The organism is Microbulbifer sp. TB1203 (assembly GCF_030997045.1).
Lineage (GTDB): Bacteria > Pseudomonadota > Gammaproteobacteria > Pseudomonadales > Cellvibrionaceae > Microbulbifer.
Map to the genome: position 1 here is coordinate 3388619 of NZ_CP116899.1, position 23665 is coordinate 3412283.

The window sequence follows — 23665 nt, forward strand, 5'->3', positions numbered from 1 at the left end:
ACCATTAGGGGCGAACACAAGCTCGCCCCCATACGCGACACGGCACTAAGACGGGGTCAGCGGCCGTCGCGATACGCCAGGCAGGCGTGCTCCAGCGCACCCAGGTCCGGAATCACTGCCTCCTCGCCGGACAGCGCCACATGCATCAATTCCCCCTGGCTGCAGTCCCGCTCCCGCCCCGCGAGCTCGTCCGGGGTCACCCGTACCAGCCGGGGCGTGCCCTGCAGTACCAGGGCAAAAAAAGGCAACCGCCCGCCGGGATTACCACTGCAGAGGATCGCGATACGGCAGCTTCCGTGCATAGCCGGCAAGGACTGCCCGCGCATCATTTCAAAGGACATCAGTGGCAGGCGCTGCTCGCGCCAGTTGAGTTCCCCGAGGTACCAATCCGGGGCGTCGTAGGCCGCCACCGGGGTCTGTATTGCGATCACCTCCGACAGGGTGTCCACAGGTACCAGCAGCTGGCCGTCCGCCAGTGGCAGCAGCAGGCTGCTCACCTCCTGGGGGATATCCACCGGCAGCGCTTTAATTCCACTCATCGCCAACACTCTCTGCTTTATCGTTGGTTTAGCCGACCGCCGGCTCGGAAGTGTATTCACGGATTGCCGCCAGTAGCACCTCCTCCTGGTAGGGCTTGCCCAGGTAGTGATTTACCCCCAGGGACAGGGCGTGATCACGGTGCTTCTTGCCGGTGCGCGAGGTGATCATCACGATGGGAATATCGCGCAGGCGGCTGCTGGAGCGGATATGCCGCGCCACCTCGAAACCGTCCATACGCGGCATTTCGATATCCAGCAGGATCACGTCGGGGAGGATATCCTGCAGCTGGATCACCGCGTCCTGCCCGTCCTTGGCGGTACTCACCAGGTAGCCCTCGCGCTCCAGGAAACGCGTGGTGACCTTGCGCACGGTAACCGAGTCGTCCACCACCATCACCCGCTGCTGGCGCTCCTCCGCAGCCGGTTCCGGCTGGGGTTCCGACGACAGGAGAGCCATCTCTGGACGCGCCAACTGGGCGGCCTGCCGGCGCAGCAGCGCGTGCGGATCGAGGATTACCACCACGGTGCCGTCGCCGGTGACCGTGGCTCCGGAAACTCCCTGCACGCCGGCGAACTGCGGCCCCAGGCTTTTCACCACGATTTCGCGGCTGCCCATGATCGCGTCCACCTGCAGCGCCATGGCGTGGCCCTCGGAGCGGACCAGCAGTACCGGCAACTGCATATCCTCCAGGCTCAGTTTGGGCTGCGCCTGCGATTGCAGAAGGGTACCGAAATAATTCACTCGATAGGGCTCACCGGCGTACTCGAAGCGCGCTTCGCTGTTGCGGTAGTAGTGCTCCAGCTCGAAGGGACTGAGGCGCACTATGCCCTCGATGGTGTTTAGCGGCAACGCGAACAGGTCATCGCCCACGCGCACCATCAGCGCGCGGTTGACCGATACGGTAAACGGCAGGCGCACCACAAACTCGGTGCCCAGGCCGGTCTGCGAACTGATACTCACGGTGCCGCCGATCTGCTTGATCTCCGCGGACACCACGTCCATACCCACGCCGCGACCGGAAATCTGGGTCACCTTGTCGGCGGTACTGAAGCCCGCCTGCAGGATAAACTGCAGAATCTCGTTGTTGGACAGCTCCGCGTCCGGGCGCATCAGGCCACTTTCCACCGCCTTCTGGCGCACCTTCATCAGATTGATGCCGGCACCGTCATCGCTGATAGTGAGCACTACCTCACTGCCCTCCCGCTCCAGCGCCACATTGATCCGGCCGCGCTCCGGCTTGCCGGCTCGCGCCCGCTCCTGCGGGGTCTCGATACCGTGGTCCACGGCGTTGCGCAGCATATGCTCCAGCGGCGCCACCATGCGTTCGAGCATGGAGCGGTCCAGTTCGCCCTCCACGTTGGAGAACACCAGGTCCACCTGCTTGTTCAGTTCCGCACTTACCTGGCGCACGATACGGCGCAGGCGCGGCACCAGGCGCGAGAAGGGCACCATGCGACTGCGCATGAGGCCCTCCTGCAACTCGGTGTTCACCCGCGACTGTTGCAGCAGCAGCGTCTCGGTGTCCCGGGCCTTGTTGCCCAGGGTGGCGCGCAGCTCCAGCAGGTCGGAGGTGGATTCCAGCAGGGAACGGGACAGCTGCTGGATGGACGAGTAGCGGTCCATCTCCAGCGGATCGAAATTGTCGTCCTGTTCCGCCAGCTGTTCCTGACGGAAAAGGATCTGCGCCTCGGTCTCCATATCCAGCCGGCGCAGCTGTTCATTGAGACGGAACAGGGTCGCGTCCATTTCCTCCAGCGCCAGGCCGAATTCGCTCACCTGTTCTTCCAGGCGCCCGCGGGAAATGGATGTCTCGCCGGCCAGGTTGACCAGCTCTTCCAGCAGTTCCGCCGCCACCCGCACCATTTCCTGCGGCTGGCCGCGGCCCGGGGTCGCGTCGCGCTCGCCGGGGGTACCTTTCTTGCGAATGAACGGCAGCACGTTGCCGGCAGTTTCCGCCGCAACTTCCGGCAGTTGGGCGGGAACCGCCTCCTCCGCTGGCGGCGTGGCGTCCACCGGCGGTTCCGGCGCCGCCTCGGCGCCGTCCGCGTTCTGGGACTCCGGTTCGGAACCATAGATCGCCGGCTCGGCGCTGTCCGCCAGCTGCTCGTCCGCCCAGCGGGTGCTCAGCAGTTGGGCAAAGGCATCCAACTGCTCCCCGGCCATCCAGGCGCGCACTGTTTCCACGCCGGCGGCGATACGGTCGTAGATGGCGTGGGCGTCGGCAAAGAATTCCGCCGGGGGCTCGGCGTCACCGCGCATCCCCTCGATAACCGTCTCGAAACGGTGCGCCACTTCGCCGAGCCCCATCAGCGCGGCCATGCGTGCGCCGCCCTTGAAGGTGTGCAGTACCCGCTTGAGGGCCTCCGCCTGACCGCTGTCTCCCGGCGCCTGCTCCCAGCCCTGGATCAGCTCTTCCAACTCGTCCACCAGGTCGCCGGCTTCTTCCATAAAGACCTCGACCACGTCCGGGTCCACGTCCGCCAGCAGCGCCTGCAACTCGGCGCCGGGACCGGCGGCCGGCTGTTCCCGCAGTGGCTGATCCGCCTCCGGGGCTTCGGCGATGGTTTCGCTTTCCTCCAGCCGCGGTTCGCCGGCGGACTGGGCCACCCGCTCTGCGGCGAGCAGGTCATCAAAGCCCAATTCGCCGAAATCATCATCAGCATCCGTGACAGCCGGGCTTACGGGTAGCTCCTCTACGACCGGCAGTTCCGCGCTGTCGATACCCAGTTCCGCAAGGTCGTAGTCATCGTCGGCGGAGACATCGCTCTCTCCCTGAGCCAGCGAGCGCAGCGCTTCGCCCACCGCCTCGCTGACTTCGGGCAAATCCTGGGTCGCGGCCACTGCGTCCACCAGGTCCAACAGTTCGTTATGACCCTGCTCCAGCGCGGCCCACAGGGCCGGCTCCTCTTCCAGTTGACCGCCGATCACCTTGCGGTACACAGCCAGCAACAGCCCCGCCAACTCCGCCAGGGTGGGAAGCTGCGCCCGGCCGGCCGCCTCTTGCAATATATCCAGCTCCTCCGCCACCGGCTCCAGCAGAGACTTGTCCCCGGGGCGGCTGCGCCACTGATTCAACATCTGATCCGCGTCCAGCAGCACCTTCATGCCATCGGCCATGATCACCGCCAGCAGTTGCGGGTCTACCGCGCGGGGTTCGTTGGCCTCGCGCTCCCGGATCAGGTGGCCGACAGCGCGCTCCTGCAACTCCGCCACACGGGCGAGGAACTGCTCGGCCCGGTCCAGCCCCAGGGGCTCGCCGGTGTAAATCTGTTCGAGGACACCGCGCACATAGTCGGCACCGTCTCCGATCAGTTCGTAAATATCCGCATCGATGGGCACCCGGTAGGTGCGCAGTTCCTTGGCAAAGCGCTCCAGCGGCGCCACCAGCTGCGCCACCGGTTTGACCTCGGCCATATGGGCGGAGCCCTTGAGGGTGTGCAGAGCGCGGTGCAGGGGATCCGATGGAACGCCGTAGAGGGGCGCCGCCTCGCGCATTTCGGCGAGAAACTCGTCCACAACCACCAAGTGGGTCTCCGCCTCCTGGGCAAAAATTTCCCACAGTTGGTCCCTGTCCTCCAGGCTCTCCGCGGTCCTGTCCGGCTCCACTGCGGGCGCCCGTTGCGGCTCCGCCGCCGGCCGCGCCAGTTCCGCGGGCACCTCGCCGCGGGAAAGCTGCTGGGCCCAATCCTCCAGTTGCGCGGTACGATCCGGCTCCGGATCGCCACTGCCCAGGCGGAAACCCTCGATCATCGACGGCAGTTTTTGCCGCACCTGATCCACCAGTTCCGCGTGGGCGCGCTGGGGCTTGACCGTGTCGTCGATAACGCGGTTGAGCATATTCTCCACCGCCCAGGCCAGCTCACCGATTTCCAGCGCCTCGACCATGCGCCCGGAGCCCTTCAGGGTGTGAAAGCCGCGGCGGAATTCCACCAGCGCATCTTGATCGGAAAAGTTGGCGGCCCACTGGGGGAAATAAAGACCGATGGTCTCCAGCACCTCGGCCGCCTCTTCAAGGAATATCTCGACAATCTCGTCGTCGATCAGACTGTCGTCATCATCAATCGCGGTCGCGGCCGGTGCGGGAGCGGCCTCCGCAGCCACGGTTGTCTCCGAACTCTCCTCACCGGAAAACCAGTTGTCCTCCTCGCGAGCTTCCGGCACTTGCAGTGCCTCGGCGGCAGCGGGGGACTCTTCCCACGTCTCATCGCCGGCGGACCGCATTTCGGCGGTTTCCATTTCTGCGGGCGGTGCTTCGAGGATTTGCGTTTCGACGCTCTGGGTTTCAGCAGTTTCCGGCTCGGGCGTGAAATCGAGCGAGAAACCATCCAGCACGGCGGCCTCAGCATCCCCGACAGCAGGCTCCGCATCAACAGCGCTTCCCTCTGTAGCGCTTTCCTCCGCAGGTCTTTCAGCTTCGGCTTTTTTCTCCGCCGGTGCGGCCGCGCCGGCAACCGCAAAACCCAGGGTCGCAACGCTGTCTTCTGCCAGAGCCAGCAGCATATCGGCGTCTTCTATGCCATCGGCGCGGCGTTCCAGGTAATACTCGACGCTGGTGATGGCATCCGCGAGGGTGTCGAGCAGCTTCCACTCCGGCTGCTCGGCAGCATCGATCAACTGCTGGCTGATATAGCGTTTGCAGGCACTCACTATCTCACCGGCGCGGCGATAGCCCACCATATCCAGGCCGCCACATACCTCCTGGAGGCGCTCCGGTACGCGGCTCAGGTAACTGATATCCCAGTGGCTGGCGATATATTCCACCACCGATTCCTTGACCGCTTCCAGGCCGATGCGCGCCTCGCGCAGCACAGTCTCAGTGGCGTCGCCCATCAGCGGCTCGCCGCTGTCCATTTTTCTGTCCCGGGTTACAGCAGCGGCGAGACTGGCGTCCAATTGCACCAGTTCCCCGGCGGCCTGCATCAGCAGCTCATCGGTGTTCTCGCCGCGGGAGGCATCGCGCAGGTACTCGTAGATACCCCGCGCGCGGTTGCGCTGGCTCTCCAGCCCCAGTACGCCGAGGGTGTCCGCCAGCCGCTTGGCGACCGCGGCGGTATCGGAGAGCGGCGGGTGCTCGGCACCGGCGGTGCCGGGCTCGAGGGCCTCGCGCACCGAGTGCAGCTCCTCCCGCAGGGCGGCCACCGCGGTACCCAGGGCCTCGGGGCCCATGGCCAGGGCGTCCTCGGTATCCGGGCGCGGCGTGCCCGGGACGGCCTTGTCCAGGGCGAAAGTGTCGTAGAGTGACTTGCAACGCGCGCCGTTGGGCCCGCTCAGGTAGACGTAGAACAGCAGGTTGCGCACCAGGCTGTGATCCAGCGGGGCGTCCAGCACCGGCGCGCCGCGGCCGGCCAGCAGGCGGAATTCCACGTCGACACGGCGCAGCAACTGGCGCAATGCCGGCATTACGGTGAGGCGGTGTTCGCCGATAGCCTCGAACAGGCCCAGCAGTACCTGCCACAGGGGCTGGCGCAGGCTGCCGCTGTAGAGCAGCGACATCTTTTCGCCGACCTTGATCAGGTAGGCGAGGCTCTCGCCGCTGTTCACGTCGCGTATCAGCCCGGCGGCGGCGACGTGGTAGATTTTGCGCAGCTTGCCCACCAGTTCCTGGAGAGCGACTTCGTTGGCGAGCAGGGGCTGGCGCTTGCCGGACACCCGTTCCAGAGAGGACAGGTCGGGAGAGAAGAGCCCGCCTTCGGTAATCAGGCGCTCTCGGCGCACCGCGCGCAGGTCGTTGAGCAGCGGCAGCAGCAGCACCGCGTTGTCACGGCGCTGGAAGGCCACCTTGTCCAGGTAGAGCGGCAGTTCGAGCAGCGCGCGCATCAGGAACTCGCGCGTCTCGTCGGTGTTTTCCACTTCGCCGGCGGCCAGTGCCTGCACCAACTGCTCCATCTCCTCGGCGAGCATGGCGGCGCCGGTGAGCTCGGCCATATGCAGACTGCCATGCACCTGGTGGATCAGCTCCAGGCAGTTCTGCAACGGCGCCTTGTCGGACGAATCGGAGGCGAAGGACTCCAACTGCTGGCGCGCCTGCGCCAGCGTCTCGTTGATCTCACCCGTCAGCCAGTCCAGGGCCAGAAAATTGGGATTGTCGTGACTCACGGCAAGTCCTCAGTAATGCAATCTGTACGCCGGCGCAAAAGCACCCGTAGAGGGGCACCATCCATGCACCTTGAATTTCCCCGCCGAATCAGGCCAGGGCCCGGTCCTCACGCTCCTCGACAGAGAGTTCTTCGCCATCCAGCAGCGAGAAGTCCTCTCCGGCCATTTCCGGTAGCTCCACATCGTACAGCTCGCCGTTTTCTTCGACGCCTTCCTCGCTGGGCAGCTTGAAGCCGGCGACGGATTCACGCAGGGCGTTGGCGGTTTTGGCCAGATTACCAATGGACTGGGCCGTGGCCTGGGTACCGGCGGAGGTCTGCGAGGTAATCTCCTGAATCACGTTCATCGTGTTGGAGATATGGCCGGCGGAAGACGCCTGCTGACGGGCGGCATTGGAGATGTTCTGAATCAGGGCGGCCAGGTTGGTGGATACGCCCTCGATCTCTTCCAGGGCAACACCGGCGTCCTGGGCCAGGCGGGCACCGCGCACCACTTCGGTGGTGGTCTGCTCCATCGAGACCACCGCTTCATTGGTGTCCGACTGAATCGCTTTTACCAGGCCTTCGATCTGTTTGGTCGCCGCGGCTGAGCGTTCCGCAAGTCGCTGTACCTCGTCCGCTACCACCGCGAAGCCGCGGCCCGCGTCGCCGGCCATGCTCGCCTGGATGGCAGCGTTCAAGGCGAGGATGTTGGTCTGGTCGGCAATGTCGTTAATCAGACTCACGATATCGCCGATCTCCTGGGAGGATTCACCCAGCCGCTTGATCCGCTTGGACGTGTCCTGGATCTGCTCGCGAATGGTGTCCATGCCCTTGATGGTGTTCTGTACCACCTTGGCGCCGTTACTCGCGATCTGCACCGAGCGCTCCGCCACCTGGGCCGATTCGGCGGCGTTGGCGGATACCTGGTCGATAGTCACGGCCATTTCGTTAACTGCCGCGGACGCCCCGGCAATTTCCTGTGCCTGGTGCTCGGAGGCCTCGGCCAGGTGGAGTGCTGTCTGCTGGGTTTCCTGGGACAGGCCGGATACTTCCTGGGCCGCGCCGGTGATCCGCGACACCAGCACCCGCAACTGGTCGATGGTGTAGTTGATGGAGTCCGCGATTGCACCGGTAAAGGCTTCGGTCACCGTGGCCGAGGTGGTCAGGTCACCGTCGGCGAGATCGGCCAGTTCGTCCAGCAGCTGCATAATTGCCTGCTGGTTGCGCTCGTTGGTCTCGGACTCCTCCTTCAGGCTGCGGCGGGTACCGGAGAAGGCCATGATCATCATGCCGAAGATCAGCATCACGAACACACCGGTGATGATCATGATGGTCTGGTTGTTGGGCTGGCGCTCGCCGGACAGGTTGACGATGTGGTCGTTGAGGGCGTTCAGGGATTCCAGCAACCGCGGCGAAGAGGTCAGGATGCCGTCCGCCGCCTGGCGGGTGGCGAACAGTGCCGGGGTGGCCTCGAAGATCTCGCGCACGGAGGAGCTCACGAATTCGAACAGCTCGGTGATCTCATCCAGCGACTGGCGCGCCTCCGGGTCGGTCACGCGGGAGATACCCATCACCACGTCGCCGCCCTTCATGCCTTCCACCACTTTACCGAACAGGCTGGCGTCGGTATTGAACTGGTCCGCGGCGGCTTCGGCGTCTTCACCGCCCTGCAGCATCTTGTCGATGTTCCGCCCGATGCGCTCCGCGCGCCATACCTGCAGCTGCGCTTGTTCGATCTGGTTCGCCGGGGCGCTGTTGGCCAGCAGGATTTCCACGATGTTGTTGTGCTCCGCCTGCAGTTCCGGCAGAGAATCGTTCAGGGTACTGGCCACATCGTTGAGGAAGATGATGGTGTCCTTGTTGCCGAGGATGGTGTCCGCCTGTTCGCGCACCTGACGCCAGATCTGGGCGTAATTCGCCAGTTCCTGCTCCAGCGCACGGCGGGTGCCGGCATCGGCGCCCTGCAGCCGGTTCCAGATCCCGGACATTTCCCCGACCACTTTTTGCAGCTCGTCGAAGGCTTCTTCGTCACCCGCGGTGGCCTCCGGACCGAGCGACACCACCTGGTATGACAGCGCGCGGAGCTCCGCCACCTGCTGCAGGTACTCTTTATCGCGGTCGCCCTGGGTCTGCACCAGGTAGATACTGACAATCAGCCCCGCCAGTGTGGCGAGTACCAGCAGACCCATAAACAGCGCTGCCGGGTTACTGCGCAGCGCGGAAGAGGAACTCTGGGAGCCTGTTTTCATAGTTTACTCCTGGCGGACCTGAGGATCAGGCCAATTCTTTTTATCACTACTTGGTTAAACGCTCTTTCCGCAACGACCCTCACCGGCGGGGCCGCCGCAGATTCCCCGGAAGAGAAAAACCGGAAGCCGCGGCTTACTGGGCCGCGGCATCCATAAACTGGAAATCGTTAATGAGCGCCTGCATGTCGAACACCAGCCAGCGCTCCTGCTGCAGCGCAAACTGGCCGTTGACCATCGGTGCAAAGGGCTCCATCAGGTCACCCGGGGCGCGCTTGGCGTATTCGAGTGCCAGGTGCTGCATACCGTGCAGCTCGTCGACGATCAGCCCCGCGTAAATTTTCCCGTGCTCCACCACCAGCACGCGACGGCGCTGCCTGGGCCCTCTGAGGCCGCCGCCGAAAAAAGCCGCCAAGTCAAACAGCGGCAGCAGGCGGCCGCGCACATTGGCCACACCGCGCACCCAGGGCTGGGCCCCGGGAATAAAGGTGTACTGGGGGACTTCGAGCAATTCCACCACCGCCTCCATAGAGGCGACGAAGCGATGGCCCAGAAGGGAGAAGCCGATACCGGTCCAGTAGGGCTTGATCTCCTGCCGCCCGGGCAGGCCCGCCGCCTGCGTCTTGGCACGGTTGGCGATATCGACCAGGGCGAGATAGGGAGACTGTTTTGACTGCACTGAGTTTGCAGCTGGCCTAGGCCAACACCTCCTCAATGGCACCGAGCAACCGGCTCTCTTCCACCGGCTTGGTCAGGTAGGCGCGGGCCCCCTGGCGCATGCCCCAGACGCGATCGGTGTCCTGGTCCTTGGTGGTGACGATAATGATCGGAATCCCGCTGGTGTCGCCGTCCTTGCTCAACTGGCGCGTGGCCTGGAAGCCGTTGAGGCCGGGCATCACGATGTCCATCAGAATGACATCGGGCTTTTGCTGGCGCGCGACATCGACCCCGTTTTCGCCGTTGGTGGCGGCGATCACGGCGTGGCCGTTCTTTTCCAGCATGGTAGTCAGTTTGTGAGTTTCTGTTGGCGAGTCGTCAACGATTAATACTCTTGCCATTTGCTCCCCGCGACATTTATTGTCCGCAGAAACACCCAAGAGTGGGCGCCTGCAAAGGTTTGTTGTCATTGTCGGCGGACCGGGCCCACACCGAAGCTGGCACCGACCGCACACCCTTAAAAGATTTCGTTATCCGCGAAAATCACTCCGCACCGGGCGAACTTTGTCTAGCACCACGACAAATGTTCAGCCGGCACCGGCACCTATTCTACGCCACCGGTGTTAACAAAGTCACAGCGAAAACCCGAACTGCGCCGATCACGCCGCGTGATGCGGCTTGGCGTGAGCCGAGATCGCACCCAACAGCTCGCTCTTGCTGAACGGCTTGGTCAGATATTGATCACAACCGACCACCCGACCCTTGGCCTTGTCAAACAAACCGTCCTTGCTCGACAACATCACCACCGGCGTCGAGCGGAATTCGCTGTTGTTTTTGATCAGCGCGCAGGTTTGATAGCCATCCAGGCGCGGCATCATGATATCGACAAAGATAATATCCGGCCGCGAATCGGCGATTTTTGCCAAGGCATCAAAACCGTCCGTCGCGGTAACCACCGTACACCCCGCTTTTTGCAGCAGCGTCTCGGCGGTGCGGCGAATCGTCTTACTGTCGTCGATCACCATCACCGTCAGGCTTTCCCAGTTGAGCTCCATAGTGTTGTTGAATCCCCTGTTTACTTATTTTCGGACACGGCTTTAAGCGCGCCTTTTCTTCAACCGCTTGCGGGGTCTGGACGCCTCGGCAGGCCGAGGTCGCACATCAGGGGGAACTTTTATCACAGAACCCAAAGTGAATCTACCGGAGCCAGGATGCGAAGGGTACAGCAGTACAAATAATCGCCACCGGGACGATCTGCGTAAATAGTTGCGCCAGCGGCGGACAGCTTTTACTTTAATCCACCCTTCTGGCTGGCACGGACACGAATATGAGTTACTCCCTCGGCGTGGTGATGGACCCCATCGCCAAGATTCATTTTAAGAAAGACACCACCCTGGCGCTGTTACAGGCCGCACAGCGCAGTGGTTTCGACCTGTTTTATTTTGAGCAGGACGGTCTCTACCTGGACGGCGGGCGGGCCATGGGCTGGGGGTGCCCGCTGCAGGTGTTCGACGATGCCGAGCGCTGGTTCGCCCTGAGAGAAGCGGCGGAGATGCCGCTGGGAGAGCTGGACGTACTGCTGATGCGGGTGGATCCGCCCTTCGACAACGAATATATCTATTCCACCTATATACTGGAGGCCGCGGAGCGCGAAGGCGCACTGGTGGTAAACAGCCCGCAGGCACTGCGCGATTGCAACGAGAAAATTTTCGCCACGGAGTTCCCCGACTGCTGCCCGCCGCTGATCGTCAGCCGCAACATGCAGCGGTTGCGCGCCTTCCACGCCAGCCATGAAGACGTGATCTTTAAACCCCTGGATGGGATGGGCGGCACCGGCGTCTTCCACTGCAAATCCGATGGCGCCAATCTGGGGGCGATACTGGAAATGCTCACCGACCGCGGCCGGAAGCAGATCATGGGGCAGCGCTATATCCCGGAGATCAAGAACGGCGACAAGCGCATTCTGATGGTGGACGGCGAACCGGTGCCCTACTGCCTGGCGCGCATCCCCGAAGCCGGCGAGACCCGGGGCAACCTGGCGGCCGGTGGCCGCGGCGAGGCCCGCCCGCTGTCGGAGCGCGACCGCCAGATCGCCGAGCGGGTGGCACCGGCTTTGAAAGAAAAGGGGCTGTTGTTCGTGGGTCTGGACGTGATCGGCGACTACCTCACCGAAATCAATGTCACCAGCCCTACTTGTGTGCGCGAAATCGACGCCGCTTACGGCACCGATATCGGCGGCCTGCTGATGAGCGCCATCACAGACCGGCTGCAACAAAAAAGGTAAACTGGCGAACCCTTATTGGGAATTGAGCAGTAAACAATCAAGTCTCGGGTTTCAGGCGTCTTGAACTCTCCAGGCTCCGCGCCGAATGCCGACACTTGAATAACCAATAACGAAAAAATGAATTCGACCGCCGGCACCACTCGACAACAGGCCGCCCAACAGGACCGCTTCGCGTTCGCCCTGTTTCTCGCCTGCGCTTTCCACGCGCTGGTGATTTTCGGCGTGGCTTTTGCCGCGCCCGAAGGTCGGCAGGCACCGCCCACCCTGGAAGTTACCCTGGCGCAACACCACACTGCCGCGGCCCCCGAGGATGCCGACTATCTGGCCCAGCACAACCAGCAGGCCAGCGGCACTGCCGACACCCCCAGGGAACTCTCCAGCAACCGCCGCGCGGAAATCGCCGACACCGTCGTGCGCGAGGTCAATCCCCTGCCGCAGCAGCAGGCCGCCCGCCCCGCGGAACAGCGCCGGCAGTTGGTAACCACCATCGGCGAGAGCTCCCAGCAGGCACCGGAGCTGCCCGCAGAAGACAAACCCTCCGAGGAAAAGCGCGGCGATGCCCCCAGCGACCTGCCGCATTCCAACCCCGAGATCGCAAGCCTGCAGGCACGGCTGGACAAGATCCGCCAGACCATCGCCCAGCGCCCGCGCGTGCGCCGCCTCACCTCTGTGGCCACCAAGGCCTCCGCCGATGCCGCCTACCTGCACAGCTGGCGGCAGAAGGTGGAGGCGGTGGGCAACGACAATTTCCCCGAGGAGGCCCTGCAGCGGCAGATTACCGGCAGCCTGCGCATGATGGTGCGCCTGCTGCCCACCGGCGCGGTGGAGGAAGTGGTGATACTGGAGTCCTCCGGCGAACGTATACTCGACGATGCCGCCCAGCAGATAGTGCGCCTGGCGGCGCCCTTCGAACCCTTTCCGGCGGAAATCCGCAGGGAAGCGGACCGCCTGGAGATCATCCGCACCTGGCACTTCGAAATGACCGGCTTCTCCACCGACGCCGGCGAAGCTCCCGGACGCGGTTAGGCTGGCTTGAACCTAGACTGACAATATGCATACCACCAGCATCGATAGCGACCTCACCCACTCCAGCCTGCGCGGCCAGTTCCTGCTGGCCATGCCGGGGATGCAGGACCCGCGTTTCCGGCAGACCATCACCTTCGTCTGCGAGCACACCCCCGAAGGCACCATGGGTATCGTAATCAACGCCCCCAGCAAAGTGTCCTGGAGAGAGGTGTTCGAACAGCTCTCCCTGGACGACGCCAGCCTGCGCGGCGAAGAGATAGTGATGCTGGGCGGCCCGGTGGCACCGGAGCAGGGCTTCGTCCTGCACGGCGCCGGCGCGCGGTTCGATTCCACCCTGGAAGTCTCCGAGGACATCAGTCTCACCGCCTCCAAAGACATCCTCGAATCCCTCGCCGCCGGCCGCGGCCCCGACGACGTGCTGGTGGCCCTGGGCTACGCCGGCTGGGGCCCGGGCCAACTCGAGGAGGAGCTGACGGAAAACGCCTGGCTGACCCTGCCGGCGGAGCCGGAAGTTCTCTTCGCCACCCCGTGGCAAAAGCGCTGGCACACCGCCGCCGCGCGCCACGGCATCGACATGACCGGCATCGGCTCCCAGTCCGGCCACGCCTGATGAGCGACGCCACCACCGCCCTCGCCTTCGACTTCGGCACCCGCTCCATCGGCATCGCCTTCGGCCAGAGCCTGACCGGCGGCGCCCGCGAACTACCGCCGCTCCCAGCGAAAGACGGCGCGCCGGACTGGGACAAAGTCCTGCGCCTGATCGCCGAATGGCAGCCGCAAACCCTGCTGGTGGGCCTGCCGCTGAATATGGACGGCAGCGAGAGTGAACTCTCCGCGCGCGCGCGCAAATTCGGCCAGCGGCTCCACGGGCGCAGCGGCCTGCCGGTGGAGTATGTCGACGAACGCCTCAGCACCCGGGCCGCCAAGGAAGAGGCGCGCGAGCGGGGCCACCGCGGGAACTACGCCAAAGATCCTGTGGATTCCATCGCCGCGCGTATTTTTCTGGAGGACTGGCTGCGCTCCAGAGGACAGAAGTCAGAGAACAGATGACAGACAGTCCCCGGTCATCCATCACCATCTGTTAAAATTCCCAGCCACTTCCAAATCGACCGACGCCCTATGCCCATCACCCGCATCCGCATCGCCACCCGCGAGAGTGCCCTGGCCCTCTGGCAGGCCAATTTCGTCAAGGACCGGCTGCAGCAACAGCACCCGTCACTGCAAATCGAACTGCTGCCGCTCACCAGCCGCGGCGATCAGATGCTGGATATTCCCCTGGCCAAGGTCGGCGGCAAGGGCCTGTTCGTGAAAGAGCTGGAGAAAGCCATGCTCGACGGACACGCGGATATCGCCGTGCACTCCATGAAGGACGTGCCGATGGAATTTCCCGACGGCCTGCACCTGCCGGTGATCTGCGAGCGCGAAGATCCCCGCGACGCATTTGTGAGCAATCACTACGCCAGCCTGGACGAGCTGCCGCAGGGTGCGGTAGTGGGCACCTCCAGCCTGCGCCGCCAGTGCCAGCTGCTGGCGCGGCGCCCGGACCTGCAGGTGCACTTCCTGCGCGGCAACGTCAACACCCGGCTGGCGAAGATGGACGGCGGCGAGTTCGACGCGATCATCCTCGCCGCCGCTGGCCTGTTGCGCCTGGAAATGCACGAGCGCATCCGCACCACCCTGCCCCCGGAAATCTCCCTGCCCGCCGGCGGCCAGGGCGCGGTGGGCATCGAGTGCCGCCGCGACCCGGAATTGGAGGCCCTGCTGCAGCCGCTGCACCACCGCGCCACCGCCGCGCGCCTGGCAGCGGAGCGCGCCCTGGTCAAACGCCTGGACGGCAGCTGCCAGATCCCCATCGGCAGTTATGCCGAACTCGACAGCGGCGAACTGCACCTGCGCGGCCTGGTGGGCAGCCCCGACGGCGAGACACTGGTGCGCGCCGAGACCCGCGGCCCGGAGGAGGACGGCGAGGCCATGGGCACCGCGCTGGCAGAGGAACTGCTCGCCTCCGGTGCCGACAGGATTCTCGCGGCCCTGTGAGCGGGGAACTGCGCGGCCGGCGCATACTGACCACCCGCCCCGCGCATCAGTCCCGGGGCTGGCGCGCGCAGCTGGAAGCCGCCGGTGCCACAGTGGACAACATTCCCATGCTGGCCATTGAGGCGATCGACAGTGGCCCGGAACAACAGGCGATCAAGAACCAAATCCTGGATTTCGACCTCGCGGATCACGCGATCTTCGTGTCACAAAACGCGGTCCGGATAGGCTTCGACTGGATCGAGGGCTACTGGCCACAACTGCCGAAGGGGCCGCGCTATTACGCCATCGGCGCAGCCACCGCGCGCGCGCTGCGCGAACGCGGCGTCGCGGTGGAGGCGGACGACGACACCATGGATTCCGAGGCGCTGCTGGCACTGCCCGCCCTGCGCGACATCGCCGGCCAGCGCGCGCTGATATTCCGCGGCTACGGCGGGCGCACACTGATCGGAGAAACGCTGCGCGACCGCGGCGCCCGCGTCGACTACTGCGAACTCTACCGCCGCCTCCTGCCCCCAGACGCTCCGCAGCAGCTCGCCGCCTACGCACAGCAGCCGGATGCCATCAGCGTGCACAGCGGCGAGACCCTCGCCAACCTGGCGCAGTGCATCGGACAGTCCGGTCGCGAATCCCTGCGCAACGCGCTGCTGGTCTGCCCCAGCCGGCGGGTGGCCGAGCAGGCCCGGGGGCTGGGCTTTTCCCGGATCCACGGGGCGCGGAATGCCGGCGACAGCGCCATGCTCGAAGCCCTGCGTACCGGCCTCGCCGACAGGCTGCGGTAAAAAGTTTCAAAAGGGCGCCGCACTTCGTATAAAGCGTGTCGCCAGTCGCTATAATTTGACGACATTTTCCACTTGCCCGCCCAGCCATGACTGACGAGAAATCCACAAACGCCGACAAGTCGCAAAATCCGCCGGAGGCCGCCGGAAAACCGCAGCCGAAAAGCAACTTTGCCAAAGCCCAACAGGGCAAGGGCACCGCCAAAGCGGCCCGAAAGCGCGGGGGCGGCAGAGCCTGGCTGTGGCTGCTGCTCCTCGCCCTGCTCGGGGCGGCCGGTACCTGGGGCTGGCTCAACTGGCCGCAGGTGCAAGAGCGGCTGGCGCAATATCTGGATTTCCTCCCCGGGCGGGACCGGCAAACCGCCGGCGTCGACCGCGAGGAGCCCCCCGCCGCCGAGCCGCTGGCGCCCCGGGAACCGCCGCAACCGCAAGACACCCCGCCCGCCACCACAGCACCGCCGCAGGACTCCGCCGCCCTGCGCAACCAGTTGCGTCAACAGGGCAATACCATCCGCCAACTGCAACAACAGCTGGCGGAACTGCAGCGCAGTGTCACCGCCCAGGGCAATCGGCTGGGGGAACTGGGCAATATCGGCCGCCAGGACTGGCAACTGGCGGAAGCGGATTACCTGCTGCGCCTGGCTAATCAGCGCCTGCTGATGGAGCGCGACAGCCGCGCCGCCCTCGGCCTGGTGGAAGAGGCGGATGAGATACTGCGCGACGTCAACCTTCCCGACCTCTACGGCGTGCGCCAGCAGTTGGCCAGCGACCTAACCGCCCTCAAGCTGGTGGAAAACATCGACCGCGAAGGGCTCTACCTGCGCCTGCGCGCGCTGGAAGAACAACTGATGCAAGTGGACATCCGGCCTGAATTCGACCTGGCCAAACAGGACGCCGCCGAAGAGGAGACACCATCACCCGCCGGCGGGGAAAAACTCCCGGTCTGGGAGCGCAGTTGGCAGAACTTCACCCAGTTCATGCGCAACTCCTACCGCATCCGCGACGCCGATATCGATCCGGTGCTGCTGTCGCCGCAGAGCGAGGCGCGCTTCCGCCAGAATCTGCGCCTGAACATGGAACAGGCGGAGCTGGCCCTGCTGCGCGAAGACGACACCGTGTACAAGGACTCCCTGGCGCGCGCGCGCCAGCTGCTGCTCGAATACGGTACCGACAACCACCGGCGCCAGGTGCTGGCGCGGGAACTGCAGGAACTGGCGCAGCAACCGGTGACCGTCGAACTGCCCAGCCTGAGCGCCTCGCAAAGCGCGCTGCACAACTATATCGAGCGGCTGCACAAGGCCGCTCCACAGCGGCCACCGGCAACCCCGGCCGGCGGCAACAGCGACAGCGAAGAGACTGGCTCCCCGGAAACAGAGACCCCGAACACGGCAGGAGACGAGATACTGTGAAACGCTTTCTGTTTTCCGCGCTGACGCTGCTGCTGTTCGGCGCCTTTCTCGCCGAGATGATGCGCAGCTACCCCGGCTACATGGTGCTCGCCGTGGGCGGCAAACATATCGAGATGAACCTCTGGGTGGCGGTGGGCGCAATCGTATTCGGAGCGCTCGCGCTGTTCCTGGTGGTCTGGCTGGTGCGCAGCCTGCTGCGCGGCATCGGCGGCGGTGTCAGCCGCATCCGCTTCGGGCGCTCCCGGGTGGCGCGGCGGCGCCTCACCAACGGGCTGGTGGAGTTTATGGAGGGCAACTGGGCCCGCGCCCGCCGCCAGTTGCTCAAATCCGCCCCCCGCTCCGAAGCCCCTCTGATCAACTACCTTGCCGCCGCCCGCAGCGCCTTCGAGCTGGGCTACCGCGACGAGGCCAACGAGCTGCTCGCCAAGGCCGAGGCCAGCGGCGACGACACCCAGTTGGCGGTGGCCCTGAGCCAGGCGCGTATGCAACTGCTGGACAAGCACTATGAACAGTGCATCGCCAGCCTGGAGCGCGCCAAGCAGGTGGAACCCAAACACCCCGCCCTGCTGCAGCTCCTCAGGCAGGCCTACTACCGCCTGGGGGACTGGAAAGGCCTGCGCGAACTGCTCCCGGAACTGGAAAAGCACGCCAATATGCCCGAGGAGGAATTGCAGCAGCTGGAACTGGAGGTCTATCAGCACCAGTTGGGCGAAGCCGCCAGCCGCCGCGACCGGGACAAGCTGCGCGAAACCTGGAACAGCCTCAGCAGCCGCTGGCAGCGCAATATGGACCTGCGCTGCCTCTACGGGGAGCTGCTGCATCAGATCGGCCAGGACGAAGAAGCGGAAAAGCAGTTGCACTGGGTGCTCAACCGCGAGTGGCGCGGAGACATGGCCCGGCTCTACGGCTGCCTCACCGGCGCCGACGCCAACGCCCAGTTGGTAGTCGCCGACGGCTGGCTGAAGGAGTACGGCGAGAACGCCGATCTGCTCACCTGCCTGGGTCGCCTGTGCCTGCGCAATGAACTCTGGGGCAAGGCGCGGCAGTACTTCGAAAAAAGCCTGCTGCTGCGCTCCGACCCCGCCACCTCCGCTGAGCTGGCGAGGCTGTTGTACGCACTGGGGGAAAAAGAGAAGGCGGGAAAGCTGTACAAGGAGGGGTTGATACAAGCCGTGGCGGACCTGCCGCTGCTGCCACTGCCCGGGCATGAGAGCCCGCTGCTGAGAGCCCATAGCTGACCGGACTTCAACTATGCGATTACCGAAAATCCCATGTATTGCACTGGTGTTGCTATCCGCCGCCCTGCCCGCACTGGCGGAAGTCGAGGTCACCCCCAGGGATGCGATGCTGAGCGATTACCAATACCCTTATCCAGTAAAACAGTTCCCGCTGGCAAGCCAACAGCAGCCCCTGGCTATGGCCTATATGGATGTTCCTCCCGCTCGGAAGCAGAAAGCCAGGGGCACAGTACTGCTGCTGCACGGCAAGAATTTCTCCGGTGCCTATTGGCGCGACACCATCAAAGCCCTGAGCGAGGCCGGATACCGTGTAATCGCACCGGACCAGATCGGCTTTGGCAAATCGAGCAAACCGACGCGCTTCCAGTACAGCTTCCAGGCCCTTGCCGATCACACCGGAGCCCTGCTGGATCACCTGAAGCTGGATAGGGTTGCCGTGGCCGGCCACTCCATGGGCGGCATGCTCGCCAGCCGCTTCGCGCTGATGTACCCGGAGCGGGTGGACAGGCTGGTGCTGATCAACCCCATCGGCCTGGAGGACTGGAAGCGCTCCGTGCCCTATCAGCCCCTGGACCGGGCCATAGCCGCGGAACGCGCGCAGACGCCGGAAAAAATAAAACGCTATATGACCCGGGCCTATTTCGACGACCAGTGGCGGGAGGCCTACGAGCCGCTACTGGCAATCCAGGCCGGCTGGGCCGCGGGCCCGGATTCGGACAAAATCGCCGTCGTGGATGCACTGACGTCGGACATGGTCTTTACCCAGCCGGTGCTCTACGAATTTCCGGATATCCGCGTCCCCACCCTGCTGATAATCGGCACCCGCGACCGCACCGCAATCGGCAGGGACCGCGCACCGGCTTCCGTACAGAAAACCCTGGGCCGCTACGACCAGTTGGGGAAAAAGACCGCGGAGGCGATTCCAAACACCACCCTGGTGGAACTGGACAACGTCGGGCACATACCGCAGTTCGAAGCCTTCGACCCCTATATCGAAAGCTTGCGGAATTTCCTGCGAGAGTAAACGCGCTCCGGTGCGGCCGAAGACAGCTGCACCACTTTATTTCACTGGTTACTCAGACCGCCAGCTTGGCTACAGCGGCTCGGGTTCGAAACAGTGCTCGATTACTCTTGGTTTCTGTTACTAATTTAAGGCGGAAGAGAAGGATCCTCCTCTCCCGGGACCGTATGAGGCAGGGATGCCGATTACGAGCGTACAGGGATGTATTTAAGGGGGGCGCCCAGCCCGTGTCCCGGGAGAGGGGTATCCATTCCTTCCGACCCGGTAGTATCTGCGGTTATTCGGATTCGGCCAGGTCGAGCAGTGCCCGCCCCGTCAGTCGATACCCAACCCATTCACTCTGCGGCCTGGCGCCCAGTGATTCGTAAAATTTGATCGCCGGCTCATTCCAGTCGAGCACGCTCCACTCGAACCTGCCGCAGCCCCTGTCGACGGCGATTCTCGCCAGGTGCTTGAGCAGCGCCTTGCCGGCGCCACAACCCCTCGCCTCGGGGGTGACGTAGAGATCTTCCAGGTAGAGGCCATTGCGGCCCAGCCAGGTGGAATAATTGAAGAAATAGACCGCAAAGCCCACCGGCTGCCCGCCATTCTCACAGATCAGCGCGTGGGCGGTGGAGGAGGCACTGAACAAGGATCCTTCGATCAACCGCTCCGTTGCCACTACCTCCTGCTCCGCTTTCTCGTAGATGGCCAATTCCCTGATAAACCTGAGAATCAGCGGCACGTCGTCCGCAGTGGCCGCTCTTATTACAAGTTCCGACATCGATGGCTCTCCGCTTTGCACCTGTATTTTCTCACCAGAGCCCAAGACAGATAGGAAGTTCGGGTTCCGGAGGAACAATATTCCTCGGCTCCCTACAAATCCAACTGGGACCAAATTTCATCTATCTTTTTCACCACTTCGGGGTCCCTGGTGATGGGCTCACCCCACTCCCGGGTGGTTTCCCCCGGCCATTTATTGGTGGCATCGAAGCCGATCTTGGAACCCAGGCCGGATACCGGGGAGGCAAAGTCCAGGTAGTCGATCGGCGTGTTCTCCACCATCACCGTATCCCGCGCCGGGTCCATGCGTGTGGTCATGGCCCAGATCACATCTTTCCAATCGCGGGCGTTGACGTCGTCGTCGGTGACGATCACGAACTTGGTATACATAAACTGGCGCAGGAAGGACCAGACCCCCATCATCACCCGCTTGGCGTGGCCCGGGTACTGCTTTTTCATGGTGACCACCGCGAGGCGGTAGGAGCAACCCTCCGGCGGCAGATAGAAGTCGGTAATTTCCGGAAACTGTTTTTGCAGTATGGGCACGAACACTTCGTTCAGCGCCTCGCCCAGCACCGCCGGTTCGTCCGGCGGGCGGCCGGTGTAGGTGCTGTGATAAATGGGGTCTTTGCGGTGGGTGATTTTTTCCACGGTGAATACCGGGAAGCGGTCCACTTCGTTGTAGTAGCCGGTGTGGTCACCATAGGGCCCTTCGTCGGCGGTGTCGCCCTGATGGATAAAACCCTCCAGTACATACTCGGCGCTCGCCGGCACCTGCAGGTCGCTGAGGGTGGCCCCGGTTACTTCGGTCTTGTCCCCTCGCAACAGGCCAGCAAAGGCGTACTCGGACAGGGTATCGGGCACCGGGGTAACGGCGCCGAGAATGGTGGCGGGGTCCGCGCCCAAAGCCACCGCCACCGGAAAGGGTTCGCCGGGGTGGCGGCTGCACCAGTCGCGGAAATCCAGAGCGCCGCCGCGGTGGGAGAGCCAGCGCATGATCAGGCGATTCCTGCCCAGAAGCTGCATACGGTAGATGCCCAGGTTCTGGCGCTTCTTCTCCGGGCCGCGGGTGATCACCAACGGCCAGGTGATCAGTGGCGCCACATCACCGGGCCAGCAGGTCTGGATGGGCAGTTTGGTGAGATCCACCTGGTCGCCGCTCTGCTCCATCTGCTGGCAGGCGGCTTTGCCCACCACTTTCGGACCCATGTTCAACACCTGCCGGAAGACCGGCAGTTTTTCCCAGGCATCGCGCAGGCTCTCCGGCGGTGCCGGCTCCTTGAGAAAGGCCAGCAGTTCGCCCACTTCGCGCAGCTCGCCGACGCTTTCGCGCCCCATGCCCAGGGCTACCCGCTCGGGAGTGCCGAACAGGTTGGCGAGTACCGGGGTGTCAAAGCCGATGGGGTTTTCAAACAGCAGTGCGGGACCGCCGGCGCGCAGCACCCGGTCGGCAATTTCGGTGATTTCCAGTTTGGGGTCCACCGGGTGTCGGATACGCTTGAGTAATCCGCGCTTTTCCAGCATTCGGATAAAATCGCGCAAGTCTTTGTATTTCATACATTTCCTGGCAGCAGGGGGAATGTCAGTGCGCAGTGTAAAGCAGGAGAGACAAAATGGGATACCAAAGCGCAGGAAGCACTTGGCCAGCGTTCAGCAAACGCAAAGGGGGGAGCGGCCCACACCAACCACACCCTGGCAGTGCTGGGGTGCAACGGCGGGACCTCAAAAGCGACCCGCAGCTGGCGCTACGGGTCGTTGAAACTGTTTTAGCCGGGGTCAGCTAAGCCGGATGGCTTAGAAGCGGGGACGACGCGGACGGTCTGAACGATCTTCCCGAGGCTTGGCTTCATTGACGCGGATGTTACGGCCGGACAGCGGCTTGTCGTTCATCTCTTCGATCGCTTTGCGCGCTTCGTCGTCGTTCGGCATTTCTACGAAACCGAAACCTTTAGAACGGCCAGTCTCACGGTCGGTAATAACAGTAGCCCGAGAGATTTCCCCGAATGCACCGAAAGCTTCGTTCAGGTCATCAGAGGTAACGCCGTAGGCCAGATTTCCAATATAGATATTCACAAAAAGTTCTCACTAGGTATGTGGGCTGTCGTGCAGTCACAAATGAATAACCAGCTCCACCAGATCATCCATCTGAGATTGGCCTTTGTTGATTCAGGCGGCTTGCGGGCCGCCTGAGGCCAATTCGGTCGGGCGTTGTGCATATCCAGCGCCGCAATGTGGGCCTTTATATGCTTAACGGCTTACCTTTTCAATACAATTCGGCGCAAATAGCCCCGTTACTTTCGCTTCATGGACAGGAAGAATTCGTCGTTGGTCTTGAAGTCCTTCAGCCTGTCCACCAGAAACTCGGTGGATGCCACATCTTCCATATCGTGCAGCAGCTTGCGCAGGATCCAAACCCGCTGCAGCTCGCCCTCGGGCATCAGCAGTTCCTCGCGGCGGGTGCCGGAACGGCGTACATTGATCGCCGGGTAGACACGCTTCTCAGCGATTTTGCGATCCAGCTGCAGTTCCATATTGCCGGTGCCCTTGAACTCTTCGAAGATCACCTCATCCATTTTAGACCCGGTGTCGACCAGCGCGGTGGCGATAATGGACAGACTGCCACCCTCCTCGATGTTGCGCGCGGCACCGAAGAAGCGCTTGGGGCGCTCCAGGGCATGGGCGTCCACACCGCCGGTGAGCACCTTGCCGGAGGAGGGCACCGTCGTGTTGTAGGCGCGCGCCAGGCGGGTGATGGAGTCCAGCAGGATCACCACGTCCTTCTTGTGCTCCACCAGGCGCTTGGCCTTTTCGATGACCATTTCCGCCACTTGTACGTGGCGCGCCGGCGGCTCGTCGAAGGTGGAGGCCACCACTTCGCCGCGCACGGAGCGCTGCATTTCGGTTACTTCCTCCGGGCGCTCGTCGATCAGCAGCACGATCAGGTGGCACTCCGGGCTGTTGCGGGTGATCGCCTGGGCGATGTTCTGCAACATGATGGTCTTGCCCGCCTTCGGCGGCGCCACGATCAACCCCCGCTGACCCTTGCCGATGGGCGCCACCAGGTCAATGATGCGGCCGATCAGGTCCTCGGAGGAGCCGTTGCCGCATTCCAGGGTCAGTCGGTCGTTGGGAAACAGGGGGGTGAGGTTTTCGAACAGGATCTTGTTGCGGGCATTTTCCGGCTTGTCGAAATTGATCTCGCTGACCTTGAGCAGTGCGAAATAGCGCTCGCCCTCTTTTGGCGGGCGGATCTTGCCGGATATGGAATCGCCGGTGCGCAGGTTAAACCGGCGTATCTGGCTGGGGGACACATAGATATCGTCCGGGCCCGCCAGATAGGAGGAATCGGCGGAGCGTAAAAAACCAAAACCGTCCTGAAGGATTTCCAATACGCCGTCGCCGTATATGTCTTCTCCGCTCTTGGCGTGGCGCTTGAGGATATTGAAGATAATATCCTGTTTGCGCGACCGGGCCAGGTTTTCGAGGCCCATGCCTTTGGCGATTTCAATCAATTCTTCAATGGGTTTGGTTTTTAATTCGGAAAGATTCATACCAATTGCTTTATTAAGGTTTCTGTTGTCAGTTGGCGCGG

The 23665-nt window shown here is 63.4% G+C and carries 19 protein-coding genes; 9 read left to right on the forward strand and 10 right to left on the reverse strand.

Features of this window, described 5'->3' with window-relative positions; genetic code table 11:
- Positions 1 to 56: 56 nt before the first annotated feature.
- The 6 genes from PP263_RS14155 to pilG form a co-directional block, all read right to left on the reverse strand.
- Positions 57 to 539 (reverse strand): chemotaxis protein CheW, encoded by a 483-nt coding sequence (locus tag PP263_RS14155; RefSeq protein WP_308364226.1) that lies wholly within the window; start codon positions 537 to 539, stop codon positions 57 to 59.
- Between the two features lie 28 nt (positions 540 to 567).
- Positions 568 to 6636: an Hpt domain-containing protein gene (locus PP263_RS14160; protein ID WP_308364227.1), complete on the reverse strand. Its 6069-nt coding sequence runs from the start codon at positions 6634 to 6636 to the stop codon at positions 568 to 570.
- Positions 6637 to 6724: 88 nt separating this feature from the next.
- Positions 6725 to 8866, reverse strand: a complete 2142-nt coding sequence (locus PP263_RS14165) for a methyl-accepting chemotaxis protein (RefSeq protein ID WP_308364229.1) — start codon at positions 8864 to 8866, stop codon at positions 6725 to 6727.
- A 133-nt stretch (positions 8867 to 8999) separates the two neighbouring features.
- Positions 9000 to 9542, reverse strand: a complete 543-nt coding sequence (locus PP263_RS14170) for a chemotaxis protein CheW (RefSeq protein WP_308364230.1) — start codon at positions 9540 to 9542, stop codon at positions 9000 to 9002.
- 16 nt (positions 9543 to 9558) lie between these two features.
- The gene (pilH, locus tag PP263_RS14175; RefSeq protein ID WP_183459011.1) at positions 9559 to 9921 is read right to left on the reverse strand and encodes a twitching motility response regulator PilH; all 363 of its coding nucleotides are present in this window, start codon (positions 9919 to 9921) and stop codon (positions 9559 to 9561) included.
- A gap of 258 nt (positions 9922 to 10179) precedes the next feature.
- A complete protein-coding gene (gene pilG / locus PP263_RS14180; protein ID WP_067084389.1) occupies positions 10180 to 10575 on the reverse strand; it encodes a twitching motility response regulator PilG in 396 nt (131 codons plus the stop codon).
- Between the two features lie 272 nt (positions 10576 to 10847).
- Here pilG and gshB point away from each other — a divergent pair, with 272 nt between their 5' ends.
- The 9 genes from gshB to PP263_RS14225 all read left to right on the forward strand — a co-directional run bounded on the left by gshB (position 10848) and on the right by PP263_RS14225 (position 19314).
- Entirely contained in the window at positions 10848 to 11804 is a 957-nt protein-coding gene (gshB, locus tag PP263_RS14185; RefSeq protein ID WP_308364232.1) for a glutathione synthase, read from the forward strand.
- A gap of 117 nt (positions 11805 to 11921) precedes the next feature.
- Positions 11922 to 12830, forward strand: a complete 909-nt coding sequence (locus tag PP263_RS14190) for a TonB family protein (RefSeq protein WP_308364233.1) — start codon at positions 11922 to 11924, stop codon at positions 12828 to 12830.
- A gap of 25 nt (positions 12831 to 12855) precedes the next feature.
- Positions 12856 to 13440, forward strand: coding sequence for a YqgE/AlgH family protein (locus PP263_RS14195; protein WP_308364234.1), 585 nt, complete (start codon positions 12856 to 12858; stop codon positions 13438 to 13440).
- Entirely contained in the window at positions 13440 to 13880 is a 441-nt protein-coding gene (gene ruvX, locus PP263_RS14200) for a Holliday junction resolvase RuvX (RefSeq protein WP_308364235.1), read from the forward strand. The genes PP263_RS14195 and ruvX overlap by 1 nt, the downstream gene beginning before the upstream one ends.
- A gap of 69 nt (positions 13881 to 13949) precedes the next feature.
- Positions 13950 to 14867 carry a hydroxymethylbilane synthase gene (gene hemC, locus PP263_RS14205; RefSeq protein WP_308364236.1) on the forward strand — a complete coding sequence of 306 codons (918 nt, stop codon included), beginning with the start codon at positions 13950 to 13952 and terminating at the stop codon, positions 14865 to 14867.
- Positions 14864 to 15646 (forward strand): uroporphyrinogen-III synthase, encoded by a 783-nt coding sequence (locus PP263_RS14210; protein WP_308364238.1) that lies wholly within the window; start codon positions 14864 to 14866, stop codon positions 15644 to 15646. The genes hemC and PP263_RS14210 overlap by 4 nt, the downstream gene beginning before the upstream one ends.
- Positions 15647 to 15732: 86 nt before the next feature.
- Complete coding sequence (locus PP263_RS14215) at positions 15733 to 17052, forward strand: uroporphyrinogen-III C-methyltransferase (protein WP_308364239.1); 1320 nt, start codon at positions 15733 to 15735, stop codon at positions 17050 to 17052.
- A complete protein-coding gene (locus PP263_RS14220) occupies positions 17049 to 18290 on the forward strand; it encodes a heme biosynthesis HemY N-terminal domain-containing protein (protein WP_308364240.1) in 1242 nt (413 codons plus the stop codon). Before PP263_RS14215 ends, PP263_RS14220 begins: the two co-directional genes overlap by 4 nt.
- Before the next feature lie 13 nt (positions 18291 to 18303).
- Positions 18304 to 19314 (forward strand): alpha/beta hydrolase, encoded by a 1011-nt coding sequence (locus PP263_RS14225; protein WP_308364241.1) that lies wholly within the window; start codon positions 18304 to 18306, stop codon positions 19312 to 19314.
- 274 nt (positions 19315 to 19588) lie between these two features.
- On the opposite strand, the gene PP263_RS14230 is transcribed toward PP263_RS14225, so the two are convergent.
- From PP263_RS14230 to rho, 4 genes are all read right to left on the reverse strand, one after another.
- Positions 19589 to 20074, reverse strand: a complete 486-nt coding sequence (locus PP263_RS14230; protein ID WP_308364242.1) for a GNAT family N-acetyltransferase — start codon at positions 20072 to 20074, stop codon at positions 19589 to 19591.
- Between the two features lie 92 nt (positions 20075 to 20166).
- On the reverse strand, positions 20167 to 21630 hold the full coding sequence (ubiD, locus tag PP263_RS14235; protein WP_308364244.1) for a 4-hydroxy-3-polyprenylbenzoate decarboxylase: 1464 nt from the start codon (positions 21628 to 21630) through the stop codon (positions 20167 to 20169).
- Positions 21631 to 21867: 237 nt separating this feature from the next.
- Complete coding sequence (locus PP263_RS14240) at positions 21868 to 22146, reverse strand: RNA-binding protein (RefSeq protein ID WP_183459038.1); 279 nt, start codon at positions 22144 to 22146, stop codon at positions 21868 to 21870.
- A gap of 218 nt (positions 22147 to 22364) precedes the next feature.
- Entirely contained in the window at positions 22365 to 23624 is a 1260-nt protein-coding gene (gene rho, locus PP263_RS14245) for a transcription termination factor Rho (protein WP_183459040.1), read from the reverse strand.
- Positions 23625 to 23665 lie beyond the last annotated feature (41 nt).

Bases quoted from the DNA above. Each gene is read 5' to 3' on its own strand.
- PP263_RS14155 (WP_308364226.1), bottom strand. From the start codon at position 539: ATGAGTGGAATTAAAGCGCTGCCGGTGGATATCCCCCAGGAGGTGAGC.
- PP263_RS14165 (WP_308364229.1), bottom strand. From the start codon at position 8,866: ATGAAAACAGGCTCCCAGAGTTCCTCTTCCGCGCTGCGCAGTAACCCG.
- pilH (WP_183459011.1), bottom strand. From the start codon at position 9,921: ATGGCAAGAGTATTAATCGTTGACGACTCGCCAACAGAAACTCACAAA.
- pilG (WP_067084389.1), bottom strand. From the start codon at position 10,575: ATGGAGCTCAACTGGGAAAGCCTGACGGTGATGGTGATCGACGACAGT.
- gshB (WP_308364232.1), top strand. From the start codon at position 10,848: ATGAGTTACTCCCTCGGCGTGGTGATGGACCCCATCGCCAAGATTCAT.
- PP263_RS14190 (WP_308364233.1), top strand. From the start codon at position 11,922: ATGAATTCGACCGCCGGCACCACTCGACAACAGGCCGCCCAACAGGAC.
- PP263_RS14195 (WP_308364234.1), top strand. From the start codon at position 12,856: ATGCATACCACCAGCATCGATAGCGACCTCACCCACTCCAGCCTGCGC.
- ruvX (WP_308364235.1), top strand. From the start codon at position 13,440: ATGAGCGACGCCACCACCGCCCTCGCCTTCGACTTCGGCACCCGCTCC.
- hemC (WP_308364236.1), top strand. From the start codon at position 13,950: ATGCCCATCACCCGCATCCGCATCGCCACCCGCGAGAGTGCCCTGGCC.
- PP263_RS14215 (WP_308364239.1), top strand. From the start codon at position 15,733: ATGACTGACGAGAAATCCACAAACGCCGACAAGTCGCAAAATCCGCCG.
- PP263_RS14225 (WP_308364241.1), top strand. From the start codon at position 18,304: ATGCGATTACCGAAAATCCCATGTATTGCACTGGTGTTGCTATCCGCC.
- PP263_RS14230 (WP_308364242.1), bottom strand. From the start codon at position 20,074: ATGTCGGAACTTGTAATAAGAGCGGCCACTGCGGACGACGTGCCGCTG.
- ubiD (WP_308364244.1), bottom strand. From the start codon at position 21,630: ATGAAATACAAAGACTTGCGCGATTTTATCCGAATGCTGGAAAAGCGC.
- rho (WP_183459040.1), bottom strand. From the start codon at position 23,624: ATGAATCTTTCCGAATTAAAAACCAAACCCATTGAAGAATTGATTGAA.